Annotated in this window: 12 protein-coding genes; 9 read left to right on the top strand and 3 right to left on the bottom strand. The window is 67.9% G+C overall.

The features are described 5' to 3' along the window. Nucleotide 1: 1 nt before the first annotated feature. From ABIC90_RS01985 to ABIC90_RS01995, 3 genes are all read right to left on the bottom strand, one after another. Nucleotides 2-1291 (bottom strand): phospholipase D-like domain-containing protein, encoded by a 1290-nt coding sequence (locus ABIC90_RS01985; protein WP_354352348.1) that lies wholly within the window; start codon nucleotides 1289-1291, stop codon nucleotides 2-4. A gap of 31 nt (nucleotides 1292-1322) precedes the next feature. Continuing rightward, on the bottom strand, nucleotides 1323-1955 hold the full coding sequence (locus tag ABIC90_RS01990) for a response regulator transcription factor (RefSeq protein WP_354352349.1): 633 nt from the start codon (nucleotides 1953-1955) through the stop codon (nucleotides 1323-1325). 199 nt (nucleotides 1956-2154) lie between these two features. Further along, nucleotides 2155-2391 carry a hypothetical protein gene (locus ABIC90_RS01995; RefSeq protein WP_354352350.1) on the bottom strand — a complete coding sequence of 79 codons (237 nt, stop codon included), beginning with the start codon at nucleotides 2389-2391 and terminating at the stop codon, nucleotides 2155-2157. Nucleotides 2392-2588: 197 nt separating this feature from the next. Between ABIC90_RS01995 and ABIC90_RS02000 the strand changes: the two genes are divergently transcribed. The 9 genes from ABIC90_RS02000 to ABIC90_RS02040 all read left to right on the top strand — a co-directional run bounded on the left by ABIC90_RS02000 (nucleotide 2589) and on the right by ABIC90_RS02040 (nucleotide 23062). After that, entirely contained in the window at nucleotides 2589-5018 is a 2430-nt protein-coding gene (locus tag ABIC90_RS02000) for a catalase (RefSeq protein WP_354352351.1), read from the top strand. A gap of 161 nt (nucleotides 5019-5179) precedes the next feature. After that, nucleotides 5180-5506, top strand: a complete 327-nt coding sequence (locus ABIC90_RS02005) for a hypothetical protein (protein ID WP_354352352.1) — start codon at nucleotides 5180-5182, stop codon at nucleotides 5504-5506. Between the two features lie 196 nt (nucleotides 5507-5702). Next, entirely contained in the window at nucleotides 5703-7598 is a 1896-nt protein-coding gene (gene glgB, locus ABIC90_RS02010; RefSeq protein ID WP_354352353.1) for a 1,4-alpha-glucan branching protein GlgB, read from the top strand. Then, nucleotides 7598-9688: an alpha-1,4-glucan--maltose-1-phosphate maltosyltransferase gene (locus ABIC90_RS02015; protein WP_354352611.1), complete on the top strand. Its 2091-nt coding sequence runs from the start codon at nucleotides 7598-7600 to the stop codon at nucleotides 9686-9688. Before glgB ends, ABIC90_RS02015 begins: the two co-directional genes overlap by 1 nt. Nucleotides 9689-9700: 12 nt before the next feature. After that, nucleotides 9701-13021, top strand: coding sequence for a maltose alpha-D-glucosyltransferase (gene treS, locus ABIC90_RS02020; protein WP_354352354.1), 3321 nt, complete (start codon nucleotides 9701-9703; stop codon nucleotides 13019-13021). Nucleotides 13022-13055: 34 nt separating this feature from the next. Beyond that, on the top strand, nucleotides 13056-13814 hold the full coding sequence (locus tag ABIC90_RS02025) for a mechanosensitive ion channel family protein (RefSeq protein WP_354352355.1): 759 nt from the start codon (nucleotides 13056-13058) through the stop codon (nucleotides 13812-13814). A gap of 56 nt (nucleotides 13815-13870) precedes the next feature. Next, complete coding sequence (glgX, locus tag ABIC90_RS02030) at nucleotides 13871-16033, top strand: glycogen debranching protein GlgX (protein ID WP_354352356.1); 2163 nt, start codon at nucleotides 13871-13873, stop codon at nucleotides 16031-16033. After that, nucleotides 16030-17883, top strand: coding sequence for a malto-oligosyltrehalose trehalohydrolase (treZ, locus tag ABIC90_RS02035; RefSeq protein ID WP_354352357.1), 1854 nt, complete (start codon nucleotides 16030-16032; stop codon nucleotides 17881-17883). The genes glgX and treZ overlap by 4 nt, the downstream gene beginning before the upstream one ends. Next, complete coding sequence (locus tag ABIC90_RS02040) at nucleotides 17876-23062, top strand: malto-oligosyltrehalose synthase (protein WP_354352358.1); 5187 nt, start codon at nucleotides 17876-17878, stop codon at nucleotides 23060-23062. Before treZ ends, ABIC90_RS02040 begins: the two co-directional genes overlap by 8 nt. The last annotated feature ends 63 nt before the right edge of the window (nucleotides 23063-23125 follow it).

The following is a 23125-nucleotide window of genomic DNA, read 5'->3' on the forward strand; positions in this document are numbered from 1 at the left end:
CTCAGAGCTGCGCGGACAGCAGCGACGCCACGTTTTCCATCGCCTTCTCATGCAGCGGCCGGTTTTTCCAGGCCTCCAGCGTGAGCCGCTTCGATTGCTTGAGGTCCGCTTCGAACTGCGCCGTTTCCGCCGCCGCGAAGGCCTCGTCGTAGATGTTGAGGTTGGCCTCGTCGTTCAGGCGGAAGGAGCGGTTGTCGAAGTTGGTGGAGCCCACCGACACCAAAAGCCCGTCCACCACGAAGACCTTGCAATGGAACATCGTCGGCTGGTATTCGCTGATCTCGGCGCCGGCCTCCAGCAGCGGCCCCCAGCTCGCGCGCGAGGCGGCGCGCACTGTCTGCGAATCGATGATCGGCCCGGGCGTGATGATGCGCAGCCGCACGCCGCGCTGCATGGCGGCCACCAGCGCCCCCACGGTCAGGTCGTCCGGCACGAAGTAGGCGCTCGACAGGTCGATGGTCTTGGTGGCCGCCGCAATGGACAGCAGATACATCAGATGCATGCTCTCGCTGCCGCCCGAGGGCGAGCTGCTGAACATCTGAGCGCGACCCTCTGCCGCGGAAGCCACCGCGGGCAGCGGCGGAAAGTAGCGCTCGCCGTGCAGCACATCGCCCGACACCTTCACCCAGTTGTCCATGAACACCGCCTGCATCTGCGCCACCACCGGCCCTTCGGCCTTGTAGTGCGAATCGCGCCAGTGTTCGGGGTCTTGCGCATTGCCGGTCCACTCGGGGGCAATGCCCACGCCGCCGGTGAAGCCGATGCGCCCGTCGACCACCAAGAGCTTGCGGTGGGTGCGGTTGTTCATGCGCGCGATGTCGTACCAGTCGGGCTTGTGGAATTTGCGGATCTGCACGCCCGCGCCCTCCATCTCCCGGATGAACTCGTCGTCCACCTTGGCACTGCCCACCCAGTCGAGCAGCACATGCACCTTGACGCCGGCCCGCGCGCGTTCCGACAGCGCATCCGCAAATGCGCGGCCGATGTCGCCCGACCAGTAGATGTAAGTCTCGAAGGTGATGCTGTGCCTGGCGGCGCGGATGGCCGCGAGCATCGGCGGAAAGATCGCGTCACCGTTGTACAGCGCCTCGAAGCGGTTGCCGCCGGTGATGGGCGGGCCGAGCATCACGCCCAGCGCGCGCTGGTACTGCGCATCGTGCAGCGCGTACTCGCGGCGCACCTGCTCGTCGAGTTTTTTCTCGCCGCTCGCAAAGTTGAGCACCAGCAGCGTCGCCGCGACCGTCAGAACGAAAGTCCAGAAGATCGTCTTGAACGTTCCGCGGTGCCTCACTTTGAAACGGGCCGGGTGCTCGATCAATCGATCAATCGATCAGTTGGGTCTTGATGGCGTAGTAGGTCAGGTCGCTGTTCGTGGAGAGGTTCATCTTCTCCATGAGCCGCGTGCGGTAGGTGCTGATGGTCTTGACCGACAGCGACAGCGCCTCGCCGATGCTGCCAACCGATTCGCCCTTGGCCAGCTTCAGGAACACCTGGAACTCGCGCTCCGACAGGTGCTTGTGCGGCGGTTCGCTGTCCTTGCGCTCCAGCTGCCCCGCGAGCAGTTCGGCCACCGACGCCGAGATGTAGCGGCGACCCAGCGCGACCGTGCGGATGGCATTGGCGATTTCTTCCGGCGCGCATTCCTTGTTGAGGTAGCCCGAGGCGCCCTGGCGGATCAGGTTGACCGCGTAGTGCTCTTCCGGATAGCCGCTCAGGATCAGCACGCCCAGCTGGGGCGCCTTCGCGCGGACCATCGCGAGCGCGTCGATGCCGCTTTGTCCGGGCATCGAGAGGTCCATCACCAGCACGTCCATGTCCGTCGTGCGAACCATGTCGATCGCTTCGCGGCCCGTGCCGGCTTCCCCGACGACGCGGAAGTCAACAAAAGTGGAGAAGAAAGCCTTGAGGCCTGAGCGGACGACCGCGTGGTCGTCGACGATGCCGATCTTGATCATGGGTGGTTGCTCCAGTGGGTTGGCCGAGGAACCGCGTGGCGCGGGGAGGTCGGAACAATGCCACAGGGGAGAGGCGTTTCAACGCCGCCGGAACAACACGGGATGTTGTCCTGCGCGACCTTGCAGGGCCGTCCTCCATGCGCGTAGGAATCCCGCCCGCCTTGGCCGCAATCAACCTGAGATGAGCCCAGGAAGAGGCTCAGCTCTCGCCCAGCACGATTGCGCCCGATTCTATGAATCGGTCGAATTCGATCTTGGGAATCGCGGCCGTCATCGGCTGGTCTTCCTCGATCCAGGTGAGCACCGCGCTGTCGGCGTCGATGATGACCTGGCATTCGCCCTCGGGAATTTCCAGCAGCGGGCCGTCGCCCGCGCGAAATTCGACCTGGGAGGTGATGCGGGCGGTGATCTGGGTAGGGTTTGAAGACAAGTTCACACGATGCCACCGTCGCTCGGCGGGCGCGTGGGACGGGGCCGCTTCACGCTGCCATCAGCCTGCATTTTTTGTTGCCTGGGTGCGCCGCCGCGTCCGACATCGCAGCCACCGAGAAATTTGCTGCCGCGTCCTACAAAACCGCCACAGGCACGGGACTAGGTTGAAGTTTCCACCTCACGAACCCGGACGAATCCTTCATGGCCAAAACCCCCAAAGAACCCAAGACGAGCGCGGCGCCGACAGCCGCACTCGACGCCGCACGCGCGGCGGCACGCAACACCGACAGCGCACCCGCACATCCCGCGCCCGCCGCCGCAGGCAAGGGCGATGTGCCCGCCCAAAAGGCAATCGACACGCAGGCGCTCGCCGCGGCGATGCCCGCCAACACCAACAAGCCGATGGAGCACACGCCCGAGGCGCCCGTCGGGCTCATTGCGAAGCCGGCCTCGCGCTTGCCAGGCGGCAGCACGCTGTCGGAAGCGAACGCCTCCGACAAGACCGGCTCGGCGATTTCCGAAGGCGAGAACGCCACCATCGATACGCTGACCCGGGTGCGGGTCGACTCCGGCGGGCAACGCCTCACCACCAACCAGGGTGTCCCGATCGCGGACAACCAGAACTCGCTGAAGGCTGGCGCGCGCGGCCCGGTGCTGCTCGAAGACTTCATCCTGCGCGAGAAGATCACGCACTTCGACCACGAGCGCATTCCCGAGCGCATCGTGCATGCCCGGGGCTCGGGCGCGCACGGCTTCTTCGAGTGCTACGAGCCGCTGACGAAGCACACCCGCGCCGCGCCTTTCCAGGAGGCCGGCAAGGTCACGCCGGTGTTCGTGCGCTTTTCCACCGTGGCCGGCGAGCGCGGCTCCAAGGACACCGCGCGCGACGTGCGCGGCTTCGCCGTCAAGTTCTATACCGACGAAGGCAACTGGGACCTGGTGGGCAACAACATGCCCGTCTTCTTCATCCAGGACGCGATGAAGTTCCCCGACCTCGTCCATGCGGTCAAGCCCGAGCCGCACCACGGCATGCCGCAGGCCGCGTCGGCGCACGACACCTTCTGGGACTTCGTCTCACTCATGCCCGAATCGACCCACATGCTGATGTGGCAGATGAGCGACCGCGCCATTCCGCGCAGCTACCGGATGATGCAGGGCTTCGGTGTCCACACCTTCCGCCTCGTGAACGAAGCCGGAGAGTCGGTGCTCGTCAAGTTCCATTGGCAGCCCAAGCTGGGCACGCATTCGCTGGTGTGGGACGAGGCGGTGAAGATTTCGGGTGCCGACCCTGACTTCCATCGCCGCGACCTGTGGGAGGCCATCGAGGCCGGCGAGTACCCCGAGTGGGAACTGGGCCTGCAGATCTTCACGGAAGAGCAGGCCGAGCAGTTCAGCTTCGACATCCTCGACGCGACCAAGATCATTCCCGAAGAGCTGGTGCCGGTGCAGATCGTGGGGCGCATGGTGCTCAACCGCAACCCCGACAACTTCTTTGCCGAAACCGAGCAGGTGGCGTTCTGCACCGCGCATGTGGTGCCCGGCATCGACTTCACCAACGACCCGCTGCTGGCAGGCCGCATCCATTCGTACGTGGACACGCAGATCACGCGCCTGGGCGGCCCCAACTTCCATGAGTTGCCGATCAACGCGCCGATTGCACCGGTGCACAACAACCAGCGCGACGGCATGCATCGGCAGGCCATCCATCGCGGGCGCGTTGCCTACGAACCCAATTCGCTGGCCGGCGGCTGCCCGTTCCAGGCGGGTGCGGGGCAGGGCTTCGCGAGCATCGCCAAGCGCATCGACGCCAAGGAGAGCAGCGACAAGCTGCGCGTGAAGCCCGAGAAGTTCGCCGACCACTACACGCAGGCCACACTCTTCTTCGAGAGCCAGACGCCGGCGGAGCAGGCGCACATTGCCGCCGCCTTCCGCTTCGAGCTGTCCAAGGTGACGGTGCCCGCGGTGCGCGAGCGCGTGGTGGCGAGCCTGCTCAACGCTTCGCCTGCGCTCGCGGCGATGGTGGCAAAGGGGCTGGGCATGGAACTGCCGGCGCCCTTGCCCAAGGCGATGGAGACACCGGCCGCGCCCGAGGTCGACAAATCGCCTGCGCTGTCGCTGCTGGCCCGCCCCGGCGACGGCGGCATCCGCACGCGCAAGGTTGCGATCCTGGTGGCCGACGGTGTCGAAGGCGCATCCATCGGCAAGCTGGTGAGCGCGCTGGTGCAGGCAGGCGCCGTGCCGCGCCTGGTCGGGCCGCGCCTGGGTGCCTACAAGGCCGCCGGAGGCGAAACCCTGGAAGCCGACGCGAGCATGGAAAACAGCCCCGGTTTCCTGTTCGATGCCCTGGTGCTGCCCGACGGTCTTGCGGCGGTAGAGGCGCTGGCCGCCGATGGCCATTCGATGGAGTTCGTCAAGGACCAGTACCGCCATTGCAAGACCATCCTCGCGCTCGGTGCCTCGCAGGCGCTGCTGGCCGAAGCGGGCATTCCGATGAGCCTGCCCGACGGTTCGGACGACCCCGGCCTGATCCTCGCGGACGCCGCGCAGGCGGACGCTGCCGCGGTTGATTTCATCGCCGCCGTGGGCCTGCATCGCCACCCGGCGCGCGACACCGATCCGCCCCGCGTGTAGGCGCCAAGAGGTGCCGCGCGCCATGTCTGTAGGCCGATTCCTGCACGAACACGGGCGCACGTCCATCCCGGCACTCGCCGGGATGGGTGCTCAATGCTCACCGCACCGAATGGCGCGCGGGCGCGAATGAAACGGCGCACCACATAAGGACAGGAGACAACATGGATTTCGAAGGCATCTACTGTTTCGACACCGCGACGGTGCGCTTCGCCGTCTACCCCGACGGGCCGGGCGGCCCGCGCGTGGTGGCCCAGATTTCCGAGAACACGCTGCGCGACGAATTCGGCGCGCGCGAGGCGGGCGACCGGCTGCTGGACGTGTGCATCAGGCATTTCGACCAGATCGGTGGTGCGGCGATTGCCCGCTACCGCTCGCGTGCGCGGCAGCCGATCACGCTGACGCTCGACGATTTTTCCGTGCGGCGCGATGCCGCGCCCGCCATGCACCAGGCTGGCGCGGGCCTGCAAGCACAGCCGGCCTGCGCCTGATCCGGGCTGCGGCGCTGCACGCGGGCGCCCCGCGGGCCTGAGGTCGGGCACACGGGCCACACGGGCAACTCTCCGACACGGCGCGTCGGTGCAGACCGTAACCGCGGCCTGCGCCGGCCTTGCAAATTGATCTGGAGCCACGCGAGAGGCGGAGTCGTTCATTGAACAACCCCTCCGCTGGCCTTCAATTCAAGGAATGCCGGTGCCGTTGAAACATTCACTCCAGAGCGAGCAAGACGCTTATCTTTTCCGGGAGGGAACCCACTCCCGCCTTCACAACCTGCTGGGCTGCCATCCGTCTGAAGAGGGCGGCGCCCATTTCGCCGTCTGGGCGCCCAATGCGGAGTCGGTCAGCGTGGTGGGAGACTGGAACTACTGGTCCGGCGACGCCGATCCGCTGACGCCGAGTGCCGACGGCTCGGGCATCTGGCAAGGCCATGTGCCCCATGCCGCGATCGGCCAGGCCTACAAGTACCGCATCCGCTCGCGCCATGGCAACTACACGGTGGACAAGGCCGACCCCGTCGCCTTCAGCGCCGAGCCGCCACCCGCGACCGCGTCCCGCATCTGCGAGCTTTCCTACGAATGGGGCGATGCCGACTGGATGGCAACCCGCGCCGCGCGCAATGCGCTCGATGCGCCGCAGTCGGTGTACGAGGTCCACCTGGGCTCCTGGCGCCGCCGCGACGGCGAGTTTCTCGGCTACCGCGAACTTGCGCACCAGTTGGCCGACTACGCCAACAAGATGGGCTTCACCCATGTGGAGCTGATGCCCGTGACCGAGCATCCCTTCTACGGCTCCTGGGGCTACCAGACCACCGGCTACTTCGCGCCCACGTCGCGCTTCGGCTCGCCGCAGGACTTCATGTACATGGTCGACCACCTTCACCAGCAGGGCATCGGCGTGCTGCTGGACTGGGTGCCCTCGCACTTTCCGACCGACGAGCACGGCCTGGGCTACTTCGACGGCACGCACCTGTACGAGCACGCGGATCCGCGCCAGGGCTTCCACCCCGAATGGAGCTCGGCCATCTTCAACTACGGCCGGCCCGAGGTGCGCAGCTTCCTGGTGTCGTCGGGGCTTTTCTGGCTCGACATGTACCACCTGGACGGCCTGCGCGTGGATGCGGTTGCGTCGATGCTCTACCTGGACTACGCGCGCAAGCACGGCGAGTGGATTCCCAACCGCAACGGCGGCCGCGAGAACCTGGAGGCCATCGATGTCCTGCAGACGCTGAACCGCGCGGTCTACCGCGAGCACCCCGACACCCTCACCATCGCCGAGGAGTCCACCGCCTGGCCGCGCGTCTCGCGCCCCACCGACATGGACGGCCTGGGCTTCGGCGAGAAATGGAACATGGGCTGGATGCACGACGTGCTCGACTACATGGCCGAGGAGCCGGTGCACCGCAAGCACCATCACCACAAGCTGACCTTTTCGCTGGTGTACGCCTTCAACGAGAACTTCGTGCTGCCGCTCTCGCACGACGAGGTGGTGCACGGCAAGGGCTCGCTGATCAACAAGATGCCGGGCGACACCTGGCAGCAGTTTGCGAACCTGCGCGCGCTCTACGGCTTCATGTGGGCGCATCCGGGCAAGAAACTGCTCTTCATGGGCGGCGAGTTCGCCCAGCGCCGCGAGTGGACGCACGACGGCGAACTCGAATGGTGGGTGCTGGAGCAGGAAGGCCATGGCGGCATGCAGCGGCTGGTGGCCCAGCTCAACCGCGTGTACCGCGCCTCGCCCGCGCTGTACCAGCTCGACTTTTCTTCAGACGGCTTCGAGTGGGTTGCGGCCGACGAAGCCGACACCAGCGTCTTTGCGTTCTTGCGCAAGGCCAGCGACGGCAGCCCGCCCTTGCTGGTCGTGAGCAACATGACCCCGGTGCCGCGCACCAACTACCTGCTCGGCGTGCCGCTGGGCGGGCACTGGCGCGAGCTCATCAACACCGACGCCGCCGAATTCGGCGGCTCGGGCTGGGGCAATTTCGGGGGCGTCGAAGCGGCGCCCGTGCGTTCCCACGGACACAGGCATTCGGTGTGCATCACCTTGCCGCCGCTGTCCACGCTGATCCTGGAGCATCGTCCGTGATGAAGAATCTTTTCTCGACGAAGACCGCCGCCAACGCGGCGACAGACACCGGTACCGCTGCCGCTTCCACATCCAACGCCACCGCCGACATCCAGCTGACCAACGGCGCCGTCCGTGCCGTCATCGATGCGGTGCTGCCCTGCGTGGACAACGGCCGCTTCCCCGTGAAGTGCGTGGCCGGCGAGCGCGTGGTCGTGCGCGCCCATTGCTTCACCGACGGGCACGACGTCGTGCGCGTGCAGCTGTGTTGGCGCGCCCATGAGCAGGCCGAGTTCCGCGAAGTGCCGATGAAGCCGTTGGGCAACGACGTGTGGGAAGCCGCGTTTTCGCCACCGTCGCTGGGGCGCTATGTGTATTCCGCCGTCGCCTGGGTCGACCCCTTCGATTCGTGGCGCAGCGAGATGACGCGGCGCGTGGATCCCGACGACGTGCGCATCGCCGCGCAGGTGGGCGCATTGGAAATCGCCGCCGCCGCCGCGCGCGCCGAGGGCGCCGACAGCGCCGCGCTGCAGCGCTGGGCCACCGAGCTCGATGCGAGCGCCGCCAACCCGGCCGCGGACGTGACCTCGCTCAAGGCCCTGGCGCTGGACGACGAATACGCCGAGCTGGCCCGCCGCCATCCCGACCGCCGCCATGCCGTGCGCCACCCGGTCGAGCTGCCGCTGGTGGCCGACCGCGAGCGCGCGCGCTTCAGCACCTGGTACGAGCTCTTTCCGCGTTCCACCGGCGAGCCCGGCGTGCACGGCACCTTCCGCGACGTCGAAAAGCGCCTGCCGGCCATCGCCGCCATGGGCTTCGACGTGCTGTACTTCCCGCCGATCCACCCGGTCGGCCGCGTGCAGCGCAAGGGCCCCAACAACACGCTCGTGGCCGGCCCCGACGACGTGGGCAGCCCCTGGGCCATCGGTGCGGCGGAGGGCGGCCACAAGTCGATTCTTCCGGCGCTGGGCACCGCCGAAGACTTTCGCCACCTGGTGGCGAGCGCCGCCGCGCAAGGCCTGGAGATCGCGCTGGACATCGCCTTCCAGTGCGCGCCCGACCACCCCTACGTGAAGGCGCATCCCGACTGGTTCCGCTGGCGCCCCGACGGCACCGTGCAGTACGCGGAAAACCCGCCCAAGAAGTACCAGGACATCTACCCCTTCAACTTCGAGTGCGAAGACTGGCGCGGCCTATGGGCCGAGCTCAAGAGCGTGTTCGACCACTGGATCGGCGAGGGCGTGCGCATCTTCCGCGTCGACAACCCGCACACCAAGGCCTTCCCGTTCTGGGAGTGGGTCATCGGAGAGGTCAAGCGCGAGCACCCTGAAACCATCTTCCTGGCCGAAGCCTTCACGCGGCCGAAGGTGATGCACCGCCTGGCCAAGCTGGGCTTCTCGCAGTCGTACACCTACTTCACCTGGCGCAACACCAAGGAAGAGCTGCAGGACTACTTCACCGAGCTCTCCAGCGGCCCCGGCGTCGATTACTTCCGACCCAACGCCTGGCCCAACACGCCCGACATCCTGCACGAGCAGCTGCAGACCGGCGAGCCTTCGGTGTACATGTCGCGCCTGGTGCTGGCCGCCACGCTCGCGGCCAACTACGGCATCTACGGCCCGACCTACGAGCTGCGCGAGCACCTGCCGCGCGGACCGGCGAGCGAGGAATACCTGGACTCCGAAAAGTACCAGCTGCGCCACTGGAACCACGACGACCCCGCGAGCCTCGCGCCCTTCATCGCGCGGGTGAACCGCATCCGGCGCGAGAACCCCGCGCTGCAGTGGGACCGCGGCCTGCGCTTTTTGCATGTGGACAACGACAAGCTGCTGGCCTACGCCAAGGAATCGCCCGACGGCGAGAACGTGATCGTCACCGTGGTCAACCTCGATCCGCACACCCCGCAGTCGGGCTGGGTCGGGCTGGAGCCCGGCAGCGTGGGCGTGAAACCCGGCCAGGCGTTCCAGATGCACGACCTCCTGAGCGACCAGCGCTTTTTGTGGGAGGGCGACTGGCACTACGTGCGCCTGGACCCCCACAGCGCGCCCGCGCACATCTTCGTGGTCCGTCGCCGCCATGGCGACGAGCGCGACTTCGATTACTTTCTCTGAGGTCGATTGCCAATGAATGCACCCGTATCCCACATTGCCCTGGAAACCGTGGAGATCGACACCAGCGACGATCCGCTGTGGTACCGCGACGCGGTCATCTACCAGCTCAACGTCAAGGCCTTCTTCGACTCCAACAACGACGGCATGGGCGACTTCCAGGGCGTCACCGCCAAGCTCGACTATGTGAAGGAACTGGGGGTCAACACCATCTGGCTGATGCCTTTCTATCCGTCGCCGCTGCGCGATGACGGCTACGACATTTCCGAGTACGAAGACGTGCACCCGCAGTACGGCACGCTCGCGGACTTTCGCCAGATGATGGACGAGGCCCACAAGCGGGGCCTGCGCGTCATCACCGAGCTGGTCATCAACCACACCTCGAACGAGCATCCGTGGTTCAAGGCCGCGCGCCTGGCGCCGCCCGGATCGCCCGAGCGCGACTTCTACGTGTGGAGCGACACCGACCAGATCTACCAGGGCACGCGGATCATCTTCACCGACACCGAAACCTCGAACTGGACCTGGGACCCGGTGGCCAAGCAGTACTTCTGGCACCGCTTCTTCAGCCACCAGCCCGACCTGAATTTCGACAACCCGAAGGTGATGGAAGCCATCCTGAAGACGATGCGCTTCTGGCTGGACATGGGCGTGGACGGCTTCCGCCTGGACGCCATTCCCTACCTGGTGGAGCGCGACGGCACCAGCAACGAGAACCTGCCAGAGACGCATGCGGTCATCAAGCAGCTGCGCGCGGCCATCGACGCCGAATACAAGAACCGCTTTCTGCTGGCCGAAGCCAACATGTGGCCCGAGGACGTGCGCGAATACTTCGGCGACGGCGACGAATGCCACATGGCGTACCACTTCCCGCTGATGCCGCGCATGTACATGGCCATCGCGCAGGAAGACCGCCACCCCATCGTGGAAATCATGGCGCAGACGCCCGACATTCCCGAAGGCTGCCAGTGGGCCATTTTCCTGCGCAACCACGACGAGCTCACGCTCGAGATGGTGACCAGCAAGGAGCGCGACTACATGTACACCATGTACGCCGCCGACACGCGCGCGCGCATCAACCTGGGCATTCGCCGGCGCCTCGCGCCGCTGATGGAAAACGACCTGGACCGCGTCAAGCTCATGAACGGCATGCTGCTGTCGATGCCGGGCTCGCCCATCATCTATTACGGCGACGAGATCGGCATGGGCGACAACGTGTTCGTGGGCGACCGCAACGGCGTGCGCACGCCCATGCAGTGGAGTCCCGACCGCAATGCCGGCTTCTCGCGCGCCGACCCACAGCGCCTGTACCTGCAGCCCATCATGGACCCGATGTTCGGCTACGAAGCCCTCAACGTCGAGACGCAGGCGCGCGACAGCAGCTCGCTGCTGAACTGGACCAAGCGCATGCTCGCGGTGCGCAAGACCAGCCACGCCTTCGGCCGCGGCAAGCGCCGGTTCCTGAAGCCTGGCAACCGCAAGATCCTGGCGTACCTGAGCGAGTACGAAGGCGACGTGATCCTCACCGTCTTCAACCTCTCGCGCGCCGCGCAGCCGGTGGAGCTCGACCTGTCGGAGTTCAAGGGCTTCGTGCCCATCGAGATGCTGGGCCGCGCGCCCTTTCCGCCCATCGGCGAACTGCCGTATCTGCTCACGCTGGCCTCGTACGGCTTCTACTGGTTCAAGCTCACGGCCGAGGCCGATGCGCCCAGCTGGCACGAGCAGGGCGTGGCGCTGCAGGAGTGGCCCACGCTGGTGCTGTTCGACGGTTGGACCAGCTTCTTCCGCGAGCGGGTGATGCCGTGGCGCATCGGCATGTCCGAGCGCATGCGCACCCAGTTCGAGCTGGAGACGCTGCCGCGCCACATCGAGATCCAGCGCTGGTATGCCTCCAAGGGCACCGCCATCCGCCGCGCGCGCATCGTCGATCACGCGGTCTGGGAAGCGAACGGCCAGAGCTGGCTGCTGCCCTTGCTCGACCTGGAGCTGGACGGCTCGTCCGGCGGCGCCGCCTACTTCATGCCGCTCGCGCTGGCCTGGGAAGAGCGCGACGAAGAACGGATGGCCGGCGTGGCGCAGGCCGCGCTTGCCAGGGTGCGGCAACAGGCGCAGGTCGGCCTGATGGGCGACGCCTTCTACGACGAGGCCTTCTGCCGCGAACTGGTGCGCACCATCGGCACCGGCGCCGAACTCGCGACCAACGGCGGCAAGCTGGTCTTCAAGCCGACGGCGGCATTCGCGCAGATGGCGGTCGATGTCGATGCGCTGTCCGTCGGTCGTCCCAGCGGGGTGAGCAGCAACACGGTGCTCACGCTCGACGAAACCCTGTTCCTCAAGGGCTACCGCCACGTGCGCGAGGGCATCAACCCCGAGCTGGAGATGGGCCGCTTCCTCACCGAGGTGGGCTATCCGCACTGCGTGCCAGTATTGGGCGGTCTGGAGTATCTGAGCAACGACGGACGCACGATCACGCTCGCGATGGTGCAGAGCTATGTCGCCAACCAGGGCGACGGCTGGGACTACACGCTGGGCTACCTGGAGCGCTTCCTGCGCGACGTGGCCACCACCGACGGCGCCACGCCCGAGGGCACCGATGTGGCGGCCATGCACGGCGGCTTCCTGGCGCTCATGGCCACGCTGGGCCGGCGCACGGCCGAGCTGCACCAGGCGCTGGCCACCCGCACCGGCGCGGCCGCCTTCGACCCCGAGCCGCTGGCGGCCGCCGACTTCGCGGGCTTCAAGACGCATGCCGCGCACGACGCGACCGTCACGCTCGCGCTCCTGCGCGAACGCTTCGACCTGCTGCCGCCGGCGGTGCAGGCCGATGCGCGCACGCTGCTGGACGCGGCCGCCGCGCTGCAGGCCGGCATCGAGGCCCGGCGCCCGGCCGAAGGCAGCGGCACCAAGACCCGCTACCACGGCGACTACCACCTGGGCCAGGTGCTGGTGAAGGACAACGACTTCGTCATCATCGACTTCGAAGGCGAGCCCGCGCGCAGCTTCGAGGAGCGGCGCGCCAAGAGTTCGCCGCTGCGCGACGTGGCGGGCATGCTGCGTTCGTTCAACTATGCGCGCTGGTCGGCGCTGCGCCGGGTGGCGCAGAGCACCGACGAGGCCGAGCGGCTCGCCGCCCCGGCCATCGCCTGGGAGCAGGCCACGCGCGAGGCCTTCCTGGCGGGCTACGGCGCCGCCGTCGATACCGAACTGCTCGCGCTGTTCGAACTCGAGAAGGCCCTCTACGAGTTGCGCTATGAACTCAACAACCGCACCGACTGGGCGCAGGTTCCGCTGCATGGCGTGCTTGCGCTGATCCAGCAGCCCGCACACCGCGCCTGACGCCACCCACACCACATCGAGGACACAACACACCATGGAAAATTTCGGCATTCACCTGGAGCCGCTGCGCGCCATCCTCTACCAGGTCGGCGCATTCATCCCGCGCCTTCTGATCGGGCTGGTGGTGGTCTTTGTCGGCTGGCTCGTCGCCAAGGCGGCGCGCTTTGCGGTGACCCGCGCGCTGCGCGCCATCAACTTCAACGTGCTCACCGAGCGCGCGGGGCTGGACAACTTCTTGCGGCAGGGCGGCCTGGCGGGCGACACCAGCAGCCTCTTCGGCATCCTGACCTACTGGCTGGTGATCCTGGCTTCGCTGCTCATCGCCTTCAACGGCATGGGCCTGAGCTACATCGCCGACCTGCTGGGCCGCATCGTCTGGTTCGTGCCGAACGTGTTCGTGGCGCTGCTGGTGCTGGCCTTCGGCTCTTACTTTGCGCGCTTCGTGGGCGAGGCCGTGGGCAGCTATTTCCGCGGCGTGAAGGTGCATGACGCGGCGCTTTTCGGCAAGGTGGCGCAGTACGCGGTGATGGCCTTCGTGATCCTGATCGCGCTGGACCAGATCAAGGTGGGCGGCGACATCATCCGCGAGAGCTTCCTAGTGATCTTGGCGGGCGTGGTTTTTGCATTGGCCCTGGCATTCGGGCTGGCCGGCAAGGACTGGGCAAAGACGCAGATCGAGCGTTGGTGGCCCCGGCAGATCAAGGACAGCAAGACGCCCTTGCCGCCGCAGCCAACCGCCGCCACCCCCGTGGTCACGCCCACGCGATTCGACAACGACCGTCCACCGCGCTGAACCCGCCGCTGATACCCGCATACCCGACTTTCTCTCTTTTGAATCCGGCCACCTGAATGACACGAAAAACCAATCCAACGATCACGGCCGTCTGGCCCGGCAGGCCTTATCCGCGCGGCGCCACCTGGGACGGGGAGGGCGTCAACTTCGCGCTGTTCTCGCAGCACTCCGACAAGGTGGAGCTGTGCCTGTTCGACGAGCGCGGCCGCCATGAGCTGCAGCGCATCACCATGCGCGAGCGCACCGACGGCGTGTGGCACTGCTACCTGCCCGAGGCGCGCCCCGGCCAGGCCTACGGCTACCGCGTGCACGGACCCTACAAGCCCGAGGAGGGCCACCGCTTCAACGCCCACAAGCTGCTGCTGGACCCCTACGCCAAGGACCTGGTGGGCGACCTGCGCTGGGGCGATGCGCTCTACGGCTACACGGTCGGCAGCAAGCGCGAAGACCTGTCCTTCGACCGCCGCGACAGCGCCCCGCTGATGCCCAAGGGCCGCGTGCTGGAAACCGCCTTCACCTGGGGCGACGACCGCCGTCCCGCGGTGCCCTCGCAGGACATGGTGATCTACGAGATGCATGTGCGCGGCTTCACCATGACGCACCCCGACGTGCCGCCCGAGCTGCGCGGCACCTACGCCGCGCTGGGCTGCGCGCCCGTGGTCGACTACCTCAAGCGCCTGGGCGTGACCACGGTCGAGCTGCTGCCGGTGCACAGCTTCCTGAACGACCGCCACCTGGCCGAGAAGGGCCTGCAGAACTACTGGGGCTACAACACCTTCGGCTACTTCGCCCCCGAAATGCGCTACAGCGCCTCGGGCAAGGTGAAGGAGTTCAAGACCATGGTCAAGACGCTGCATTCCGCCGGCATCGAGGTGATCCTGGACGTGGTCTACAACCACACCTGCGAAGGCAACCAGCTCGGGCCGACGCTCTCGATGCGCGGGGTGGACAACGCCTCCTACTACATCATCAATTCGGACAATCGCCGCTACTACGACGACTTCACAGGCTGCGGCAACACCGTCAACCTGGAGCAGCCGCATGCGCTGCAGCTGGTGATGGACTCGCTGCGCTACTGGGCCGAGGAAATGCACGTCGACGGCTTCCGCTTCGACCTGGCCTCGGCGCTCGCGCGCGAGTCGGGCAAGGTCGAGAACCTCGGCGGCTTCTTCGATGCGATCCGGCAGGACCCCACGCTCAACAAGGTGAAGCTCATCGCCGAGCCCTGGGACCTGGGCCACGGCGGCTACCAGGTGGGCAACTTCCCGCTCGGCTGGGCCGAGTGGAACGACCAGTACCGCGACGGCCTGCGCGGCTTCTGGAAGGGCGACGGCGGCCTCATCGGCGAGGTGGCCAAGCGCGTCACCGGCTCCGAAGACCTGTACGGCTGGTCGGGCAAGCGGCCCAGCGCCAGCATCAACTTCATCACCGCGCACGACGGCTTCACGCTGCACGACCTGGTGTCGTACAACGACAAGCACAACGAGGCCAACGGCGAGGACAACCGCGACGGCAACAGCCACAACGTGTCGTGGAACTGCGGCGCCGAGGGGCCGACCGACGACCCCGAGGTGGTGAGCCTGCGCGAGCGCCAGAAGCGCAACCTGCTCGCGACGCTGCTGCTCTCGCAGGGCGTGCCCATGCTGCTGGCCGGCGACGAGCGCGGCCACACCCAGCAGGGCAACAACAACGTCTACTGCCAGGACAACGCCCTCGGCTGGCTGGACTGGACCTCCACCCCCGAGCGCCTGGCGCTCACCACCTTCGTGGAACGCATGATCGCGCTGCGGCGCTCGCACCCGTCGTTCCGGCGCCGCACCTTCTTCGCGGGCAAGCCCGCCAAGGGCGAGACCGTGACCGACGTGCTCTGGCTCAAGCCCGACGGCGCCGAGATGCGTGAAGAAGATTGGAGCGACACCAACGCGCGCTGCATCGCCATGTACATCCCCGGCGGCGGCATCGCCGACCGCGGTCCGCGCGGTGAGGCGCAGCACGACGACGACTTCCTGGTGCTCATGAACGCCCACCACGACGAGATCCCCTTCACGCTGCCCGCCACGCCCTACGGCACCTGGCGGCTGCTGGTGGACACCGCGAGCAACTCGCCACCGCCCACCACCGAGGACGCCGCCGCGCTGGCGCCCGCCTGGGCCGAACCCAGCTATCCGCTGCAGTGCCGCTCGCTCGTGGTGCTGAGCCGTCCGGACGTCCGGCCATGAGCGCCCGAACGCATCGCATGCCGTTTGGCGCCACCGTGCAAGCCGGCGCGGTGGACTTCGCGCTCTGGGCGCCTTCGACCGACGCGGTGGTGCTGGAGCACACGCCGGCGGGCGGCAAGCCTTCGGCGCTTCCGATGACGCGCGACGCGGATGGCTGGCACCGCCTGTCCGCGCCGGGCGCGGGGCATGGCGACAGCTACAGCTACCGCCTGCCCGACGGCACGCGCGTGCCCGACCCGGCCTCGCGCTGGAACCCCGACGACGTGCACGGCCCCAGCGTGGTGACGGACCCGCAACGCTTTGCCTGGACCGACGACGCCTGGCGCGGCCGGCCGTGGGAAGAAGCAGTGGTGTACGAGCTGCACATCGGCACCTTCACTGAAGAGGGCACATTCAACGCCGCGCGCGAGCGCCTGGGCGAACTGGCCGAGCTGGGCATCACCGCCATCGAACTCATGCCGCTGGCGGACTTTCCGGGCCGGCGCAACTGGGGCTACGACGGCGTGCTGCAGTTTGCGCCCGATGCCTCCTATGGCACGCCCGACGAACTCAAGGCACTGGTCGATGCGGCGCACGCGCTGGGCCTGATGGTGCTGATCGACGTGGTCTACAACCACTTCGGTCCCGAAGGCAACTACCTGCACGCCTACTGCCCCGAATTCTTCAACGCCGGCAAGCAGACGCCCTGGGGCGCGGCCATCAACTTCGACGGCCCGAACTCGCGCACCGTGCGCGACTTCTTCATTCACAACGCGCTCTACTGGATCGAGGAATTCCGCTTCGACGGCATGCGCATGGATGCGATTCACGCCATTCGCGACGAGACGCAGCCGCACATCGTGCGCGAGATCCGCGAGGCCATCGACGCCGGGCCGGCGCACGAGCGCCAGGTGCATCTGGTGCTGGAGAACGACACCAACCAGGCGTCGATGCTGGTGCGCAATGCGCGCGGCCTGCCCGAGGCCGGCACCGCGCAATGGAACGACGACCTGCACCACGCGGTGCATGTGCTGGCCACCGGCGAGCGCGACGGCTACTACGCCGACTACGCGGACGACCCGGTGAACCGCTTCGCGCTGGCGCTGGCCGAAGGCTTCATCTACCAGGGGCAGGCTTCGGCGTTTCGCCACGGCGAGTTGCGCGGCGAGCCCAGCAAGCGGTTGCCGCCGCAGGCCTTCGTGTCTTTCCTGCAGACCCACGACCAGGTCGGCAACCGCGCCTTCGGCGAGCGCATCCATGCGCTGGGCGATCCGGTGCTGGTGAGCGCCGCCATGGCCTGCCTGCTGCTCTCGCCGCATGTGCCGATGCTGTTCATGGGCGACGAGTTTGCGGCGTCCACACCGTTTCAGTACTTCTGCGATTTCGGTCCCGAGCTGGCAAAGGCCGTGTCCGACGGACGCCGCTCGGAGTTCGGCGGCTTCGCGGCGTTTGCGGACGAAGCCGCCCGCGCGCGCATTCCCGACCCGAATGCCGAGGCCACCTTCCTGGCGTCCAAGCTGCGCTGGCGCGAGCGCGGCACGCGCGCGCATTTTTCGCGGCTGTGCGAAGTGCAGAAGCTGCTGTCGCTGCGCCACCGTCTCATCGTTCCGCATCTGGCGGGCATGGCCGGCGCGGGCACATACAGCAGCGACAACGGCACGCTGCAGGTGCAATGGGACCTGTCGCCCGGCGCACAAGGTGCGCCGCCGATGCGGCTGCACATGCTGGCCCACTTCGGCGAGCAACCCGCGCAGGGCGTGACGATGCCGCCCGGCGAGGTGATCTACAGCGACGGCGCTGGCGGCCACCAAGGCACGCAGCATCTCGCGCGCGGCGCGGTGCATGTGACGCTGGAGGCGCTGCATGCTTGAGGCGAATCACGTCACCGAGCACGTTACCGACGACCTGGCACGGCTCTGCGCGCACTACGGCATTGCCACCGGTTACTTCGATGCATTCGGCCTGCGGCAGGAAGCCTCCGCGCAGAGCCTGATCGCGCTGCTGGCCGAGTTCGGCGTGCAGCTGAACAGCACAGCCGACGCGGGCCGCGCGCTCGAAGCGGCGCAACGCACGCGGCGCACCGAGGCGATGCCGCCGGTGCAGGTGGTGCAAGCCGCCGTGGCCGCATGGTCGGTGCCGCTGCGCTTGCCGACGTCGATGCGCCGGCTTCGCTGGAAGCTCAACGACGAGCAGGGCCGCGAGCAGGAGGGCGAGATCGAGGTCGATGCCTTGCCCGAAACCGGCCGCTTCGACAGCGACGGTGGCGTGCTCACCGAACGCACGCTGCACATGCCGTGGACGCTGGAGGCCGGCTACCACCGCCTGCGCATCGAAGGCCTGGCCGGCGAAACGCTGGTGCTGGCCACGCCCGGCCGCTGCTACCGGCCGCCCGCGGTGCAGGATGGCGGGCGCGTCTGGGGCACGGCGGTGCAGCTCTACAGCCTGCGCTCGCCGCGCAACTGGGGCATCGGCGATTTCAGCGATCTCGAAGAGCTGGCCGTGCAGATCGCCGCGCAGGGCGCCGACATCATCGGCCTCAACCCGCTGCATGCGCTGTTCGCCAGCACGCCGCTGCACACCAGCCCGTACAGCCCGTCGTCGCGCCAGCAGCTCAATGTGCTCTACATCGACGTGGAAGCGGTCGACGGCTTCGAGGCTTGCAAGGCGGCCGTGGACCGCGTGCGGTCGCCCGACTTCCAGGCACGGCTGGCCGCCTTGCGCGCGAGCTCGCTGGTGGACTACACCGGCGTGGCTGCCGCCAAGTTCGAAGTGCTGGAGCTGCTGTTCGAGAGCTTCCGCGCCCAGCACCTGCCGACCGACATCGAATCCAGCAAGCCCGGCGAGGCCACCGAGTTGGGCAGGGCTTTCCTCGCCTTCGTGGCCGAACGCGGCGAGGCCTTGCGCCAGCATGCGCTGTTCGAAACGCTGCAGGCCCACTTCCTTGCCACCGAGGGCGGCGCGTGGGACTGGCATGCCTGGCCCGACGCTTATCGCGATCCGGCTTCCGCCGAGGTCAAGGCCTTCGCGGCGGCGAATGCCGACCGCGTTCGCTACCACCAATACCTCCAGTGGCTCGCCAGCCGCCAGCTGGCGCGCGCGGGGGCGCGCTGCGACGCGCTCGGCATGGGCGTGGGCCTCTACGTGGACCTGGCTGTGTCGGTGGAACGCGCCGGCTCCGATGTGTGGGGCGCGCAGCAGGTGTTTGCACAGGGCGCCAGCGTCGGCGCACCGCCGGACGAGTTCAACCCCGCCGGCCAGCGCTGGGGCTTGCCGCCGATGCGGCCCGACCGGCTGCGCGCCGACGGCTACCGCTTCTTCACCGAGACCCTGCGCGCGAGCATGCGCGGCGCGGGTGCGCTGCGCATCGACCATGTGATGGGCCTCATGCGCCTGTTCTGGATCCCGCCGGCGCGCGGCGCGCACGAAGGCGCGTATGTGTACTACCCGCTGGACGAGATGCTCGCCATCGTGGCCATCGAGAGCCACCGCCACCGCTGCATGGTGGTGGGCGAAGACCTGGGCACGGTCGAAGACGCGGTGCGCGATGCGCTCGCCAGGGCCGATGTGCTGTCTTACCGCCTCTTCTACTTCGAGAAGCGGCAGGACGGCCTGTTCAAGCAGCCCGATGCGTATCCGCCCGCCGCGCTGGTCGCGATCAGCACGCACGACCTGGCCACCTTCGCGGGCTGGTGGACGGCCAACGACCTGCGCGAGCGGCTCTCGCTCGGCCTGTTCCCCGACCCCGCCATCTTCGACAAGCAGTTGATGGACCGAATGCAGGAGCGCATCGAGCTGATGCAGGCCATGCAGCAGATGGGCGTGCTGTCGCGCGAGGAAGTGGCCGAGGCCGCGGGCCTTGCGCTCCCCTCGGCCCGCATCGTCGAGGCGGCCCATGTGTTCCTGGCCTCCGCGCCTTCGGCATTGATGATGGTGCAGCTCGAAGACGTGGCCGGCGTGGTGGCGCAGGCCAACATGCCCGGCACGGTCGACCAGCATCCCAACTGGCGGCGCAAGCTGCCCGACACGGTGGCCGCACTGGCCGGGGGCGCGCGCATGCATTCGCTGGCCGAGGCCCTGCGCACTGCGCGGCCGCACCGTGTCGCCACCGCCGAGGGCAGCGCGCCGGCGGGCCTGGAAACCCGCGTGCCGCGCGCCACCTACCGCCTGCAGTTTCACAAGGACTTCGGCTTCGACGACGCGATCCGCGTGCTGCCCTACCTGGCCAGCCTCGGCGTGAGCCATGTGTACTGCTCGCCGATCCAGCGCGCCCGCGTGGGCAGCATGCACGGCTACGACGTGGTCGCGCACGCGGAGGTCAACCCCGAGCTCGGCGGCGAAGAAGGCTTTGCCCGCTTCATCGCGGCGCTCAAGGCCCACGGCCTCGGCCAGTTGCTGGACATGGTGCCCAATCACATGGGCGTGTTCGGCGCGGACAACGACTGGTGGATGGACGTGCTGGAGAACGGCCCCGCGTCGCTCTACGCGCAGCACTTCGACATCGACTGGCAGCCGCTCAACGTGGAGATCACCGGCAAGGTGCTCCTGCCCGTGCTGGGCGTGCGCTACGGCGAGGCGCTGGAGAGCGGCGTGCTGGTGCTGCACTTCGAGCACGAGCACGGCAGCTTTGCCATCCGCTATTTCGATCACCGGTTTCCGCTGGCGCCCGAGAGCTATCCGGTGGTGCTGGAGCGGGCCCTCGCGCGGCTCGCAAGGCCGGGCGATGCGGACGGCGGCGAAGCATCGGACCGCCTGGCGAGCCTCTCGTCGGCCTTTGCCCATCTGCCGGGGCGCGATGCCTCCTCGCCCGACCAGCTGGCCGAGCGCGTGCGTGACAAGGAGGTGCTCAAGGCCCGGCTCGGACGCCTGGCGCGGCAGCATCCTGCGGTCGCGCAGGCGCTTCTGGCGGCGGTGGCCGAGCTGAACCTCGCGCAGCCCGAAGCCCGCGACGCGCTGCACGCGCTGGTCGAGGCGCAGGCCTACCGGCTCGCGCACTGGCGGGTGGCGGCGGACGAGATCAACTACCGCCGCTTCTTCGACATCAACGACCTGGCGGCGGTGCGCATGGAGCGCGACGAGGTGTTCGAGGCCACGCAGTCCTTCGCGCTGGACCTGGCGGCCTCGGGCGTGGTCGACGGCCTGCGCATCGACCACCCCGACGGCCTCTACGACCCCGCCGAGTACTTCCGGAAGCTGCAGGAAGGCTACGCGCGCCGCGCAGGCCTGGTGCTGCCCACGCACGACGCCGACGGCCGGCCCGCGCGGCCGCTGTACGTGGTGGCCGAGAAGATCGCCGCCGGTCACGAGGAAGTGCCTGAAAGCTGGCATGTGCACGGCACCACCGGCTACCGCTTTGCGAACGTGGCCAACGGCGTGCTGGTGGACACCGCCGCCGAGGCCGACGTGCTGCACGCCTGGCAGCGCTTCACGGGCCAGACGGACGACTTCGCGTCGATCTGCCGCGCGGGTAGGCGCGAGGTGATGCGCAATGCGCTCTCGTCCGAACTGAACGTACTGGCCACCGAGCTGCTGCGCATCGCCAGGGCCGACCGCAGCACGCGCGACTACACGCTCAATGCGCTTCGGCGTGCGCTGTCCGAGGTGGCTTCGTGCATGCCGGTGTACCGCACCTACATCGTCGACGGGCCTTCCGCGCAGGACGAACGCTTCATCGACGAGGCCGTCGACGAGGCGGTGCGCCTGAGCGGCGATGCGGACCGCTCGGTCTTCGACTTCGTGCGCAGTGCGTTGCGCGCAGAGGCGGTGGCGTCCGCGCCGCCGGCACTGGCCGAACGGGTGCGGCGATTTGCCCTGCGCTTTCAGCAGTTCAGCGCGCCGGTGGCGGCCAAGGGCGTGGAAGACACGGCCTTCTACCGCTACTTTCCGTTGAGCGCGCTCAACGAGGTGGGCGGCGAGCCGGACCAGTTCGGCTTCGAGGTGGAACAGTTTCATGCGCTCAGCGCCGACCGCGCGCAGCGCTGGCCGCACACGATGCTGGCCACCTCGACGCACGACAACAAGCGCTCGGAAGACGTGCGCAACCGCATCGACGTGCTCTCCGAAATGCCCCAGGAATGGATGCTTGCGCTCACGCGCTGGCACGTCCAGTGCCGCGGCACCCGCAAGGCGCTGGAAGGCGGCGAGGCCCCGTCGCGCATCGACGAATACCTGCTGTACCAGACGCTGCTGGGCGCCTTGCCGCTGGGCGGGCTCGATGCGGAGGCCACGCCCGCCTACGCCGACCGCATCTGGCAGTACATGCAGAAGGCCGCGCGCGAATCGAAGCTGCGCACCCGCTGGACCCAGCCCGATGCCGACTACGAAGCCGCGCTGGAGAACTTCGTGCGCGAATTGCTCGGCGATGCGGGCGAGGGCGGCTGCCTGACGGGCATCCAGCGCATGGCGGACCGCCTGGCGTGGTTCGGCGCCTGGAACAGCCTCACGCTCACGCTGCTGAAGTACGGCTCGCCCGGCGTGCCCGATCTCTACCAGGGCAGCGAGCTCATCGAGCTGAGCTTGGTCGATCCGGACAACCGCCGGCCTGTGGACTACGCGCTGCGGCAGCAACGCCTGGACCACCTGCAAACGATGGCAGCGCAGGGCGGCCTGGCTGCGCGCGTGGGCGCGATGGCAGCGGCGCCGCACGACGGGCACGCCAAGCTGTGGTTCATCTGGCGGCTGCTGTCGTTGCGGCGCGAGCAGCCGCTGCTGTTCCGCGAAGGCAGCTACGAGGCGTTGACGGTCGAGGGACCGCTGGCCAGGCATGTGGTGGCCTTTGCGCGCCGGCATGGCGAGCAGGTGCTGTTGATCATTGCGGGGCGCTTGTTCGTCGGGCTCTCCAGCCAGGCCAGCGACGACGATGCCGTGCCAGCTTTGCCCGATGCGAATCGGTGGAGCGGCAACACGGTGCGCCTGCCCGCGGGGCTGGGTGCCGTGGCGCTCGACAACCTGCTGACCGGCGAATCGGTGCGGGTCGATGGCGATGCGCTGCAGCTGGGCGAAGCCTTTCGCCACATGCCGTGGGCGGCGCTGGTCATCGGTGCGCAAACCTGATGCGCGCTGCTGTTTTCGTACATCGGTCTCCTACGCCGAACCGCGCCGTACACCGACCCGGCG

Origin of the sequence: Variovorax boronicumulans, assembly GCF_040544675.1 — a bacterium.
GTDB lineage: Bacteria > Pseudomonadota > Gammaproteobacteria > Burkholderiales > Burkholderiaceae_C > Variovorax > Variovorax boronicumulans_D.

Coding starts and splice junctions, on each gene's coding strand:
- ABIC90_RS01990 (WP_354352349.1), bottom strand. CDS start 1,955: ATGATCAAGATCGGCATCGTCGACGACCACGCGGTCGTCCGCTCAGGC.
- ABIC90_RS02000 (WP_354352351.1), top strand. CDS start 2,589: ATGGCCAAAACCCCCAAAGAACCCAAGACGAGCGCGGCGCCGACAGCC.
- ABIC90_RS02005 (WP_354352352.1), top strand. CDS start 5,180: ATGGATTTCGAAGGCATCTACTGTTTCGACACCGCGACGGTGCGCTTC.
- glgB (WP_354352353.1), top strand. CDS start 5,703: ATGCCGGTGCCGTTGAAACATTCACTCCAGAGCGAGCAAGACGCTTAT.
- ABIC90_RS02015 (WP_354352611.1), top strand. CDS start 7,598: ATGAAGAATCTTTTCTCGACGAAGACCGCCGCCAACGCGGCGACAGAC.
- treS (WP_354352354.1), top strand. CDS start 9,701: ATGAATGCACCCGTATCCCACATTGCCCTGGAAACCGTGGAGATCGAC.
- ABIC90_RS02025 (WP_354352355.1), top strand. CDS start 13,056: ATGGAAAATTTCGGCATTCACCTGGAGCCGCTGCGCGCCATCCTCTAC.
- glgX (WP_354352356.1), top strand. CDS start 13,871: ATGACACGAAAAACCAATCCAACGATCACGGCCGTCTGGCCCGGCAGG.
- treZ (WP_354352357.1), top strand. CDS start 16,030: ATGAGCGCCCGAACGCATCGCATGCCGTTTGGCGCCACCGTGCAAGCC.
- ABIC90_RS02040 (WP_354352358.1), top strand. CDS start 17,876: ATGCTTGAGGCGAATCACGTCACCGAGCACGTTACCGACGACCTGGCA.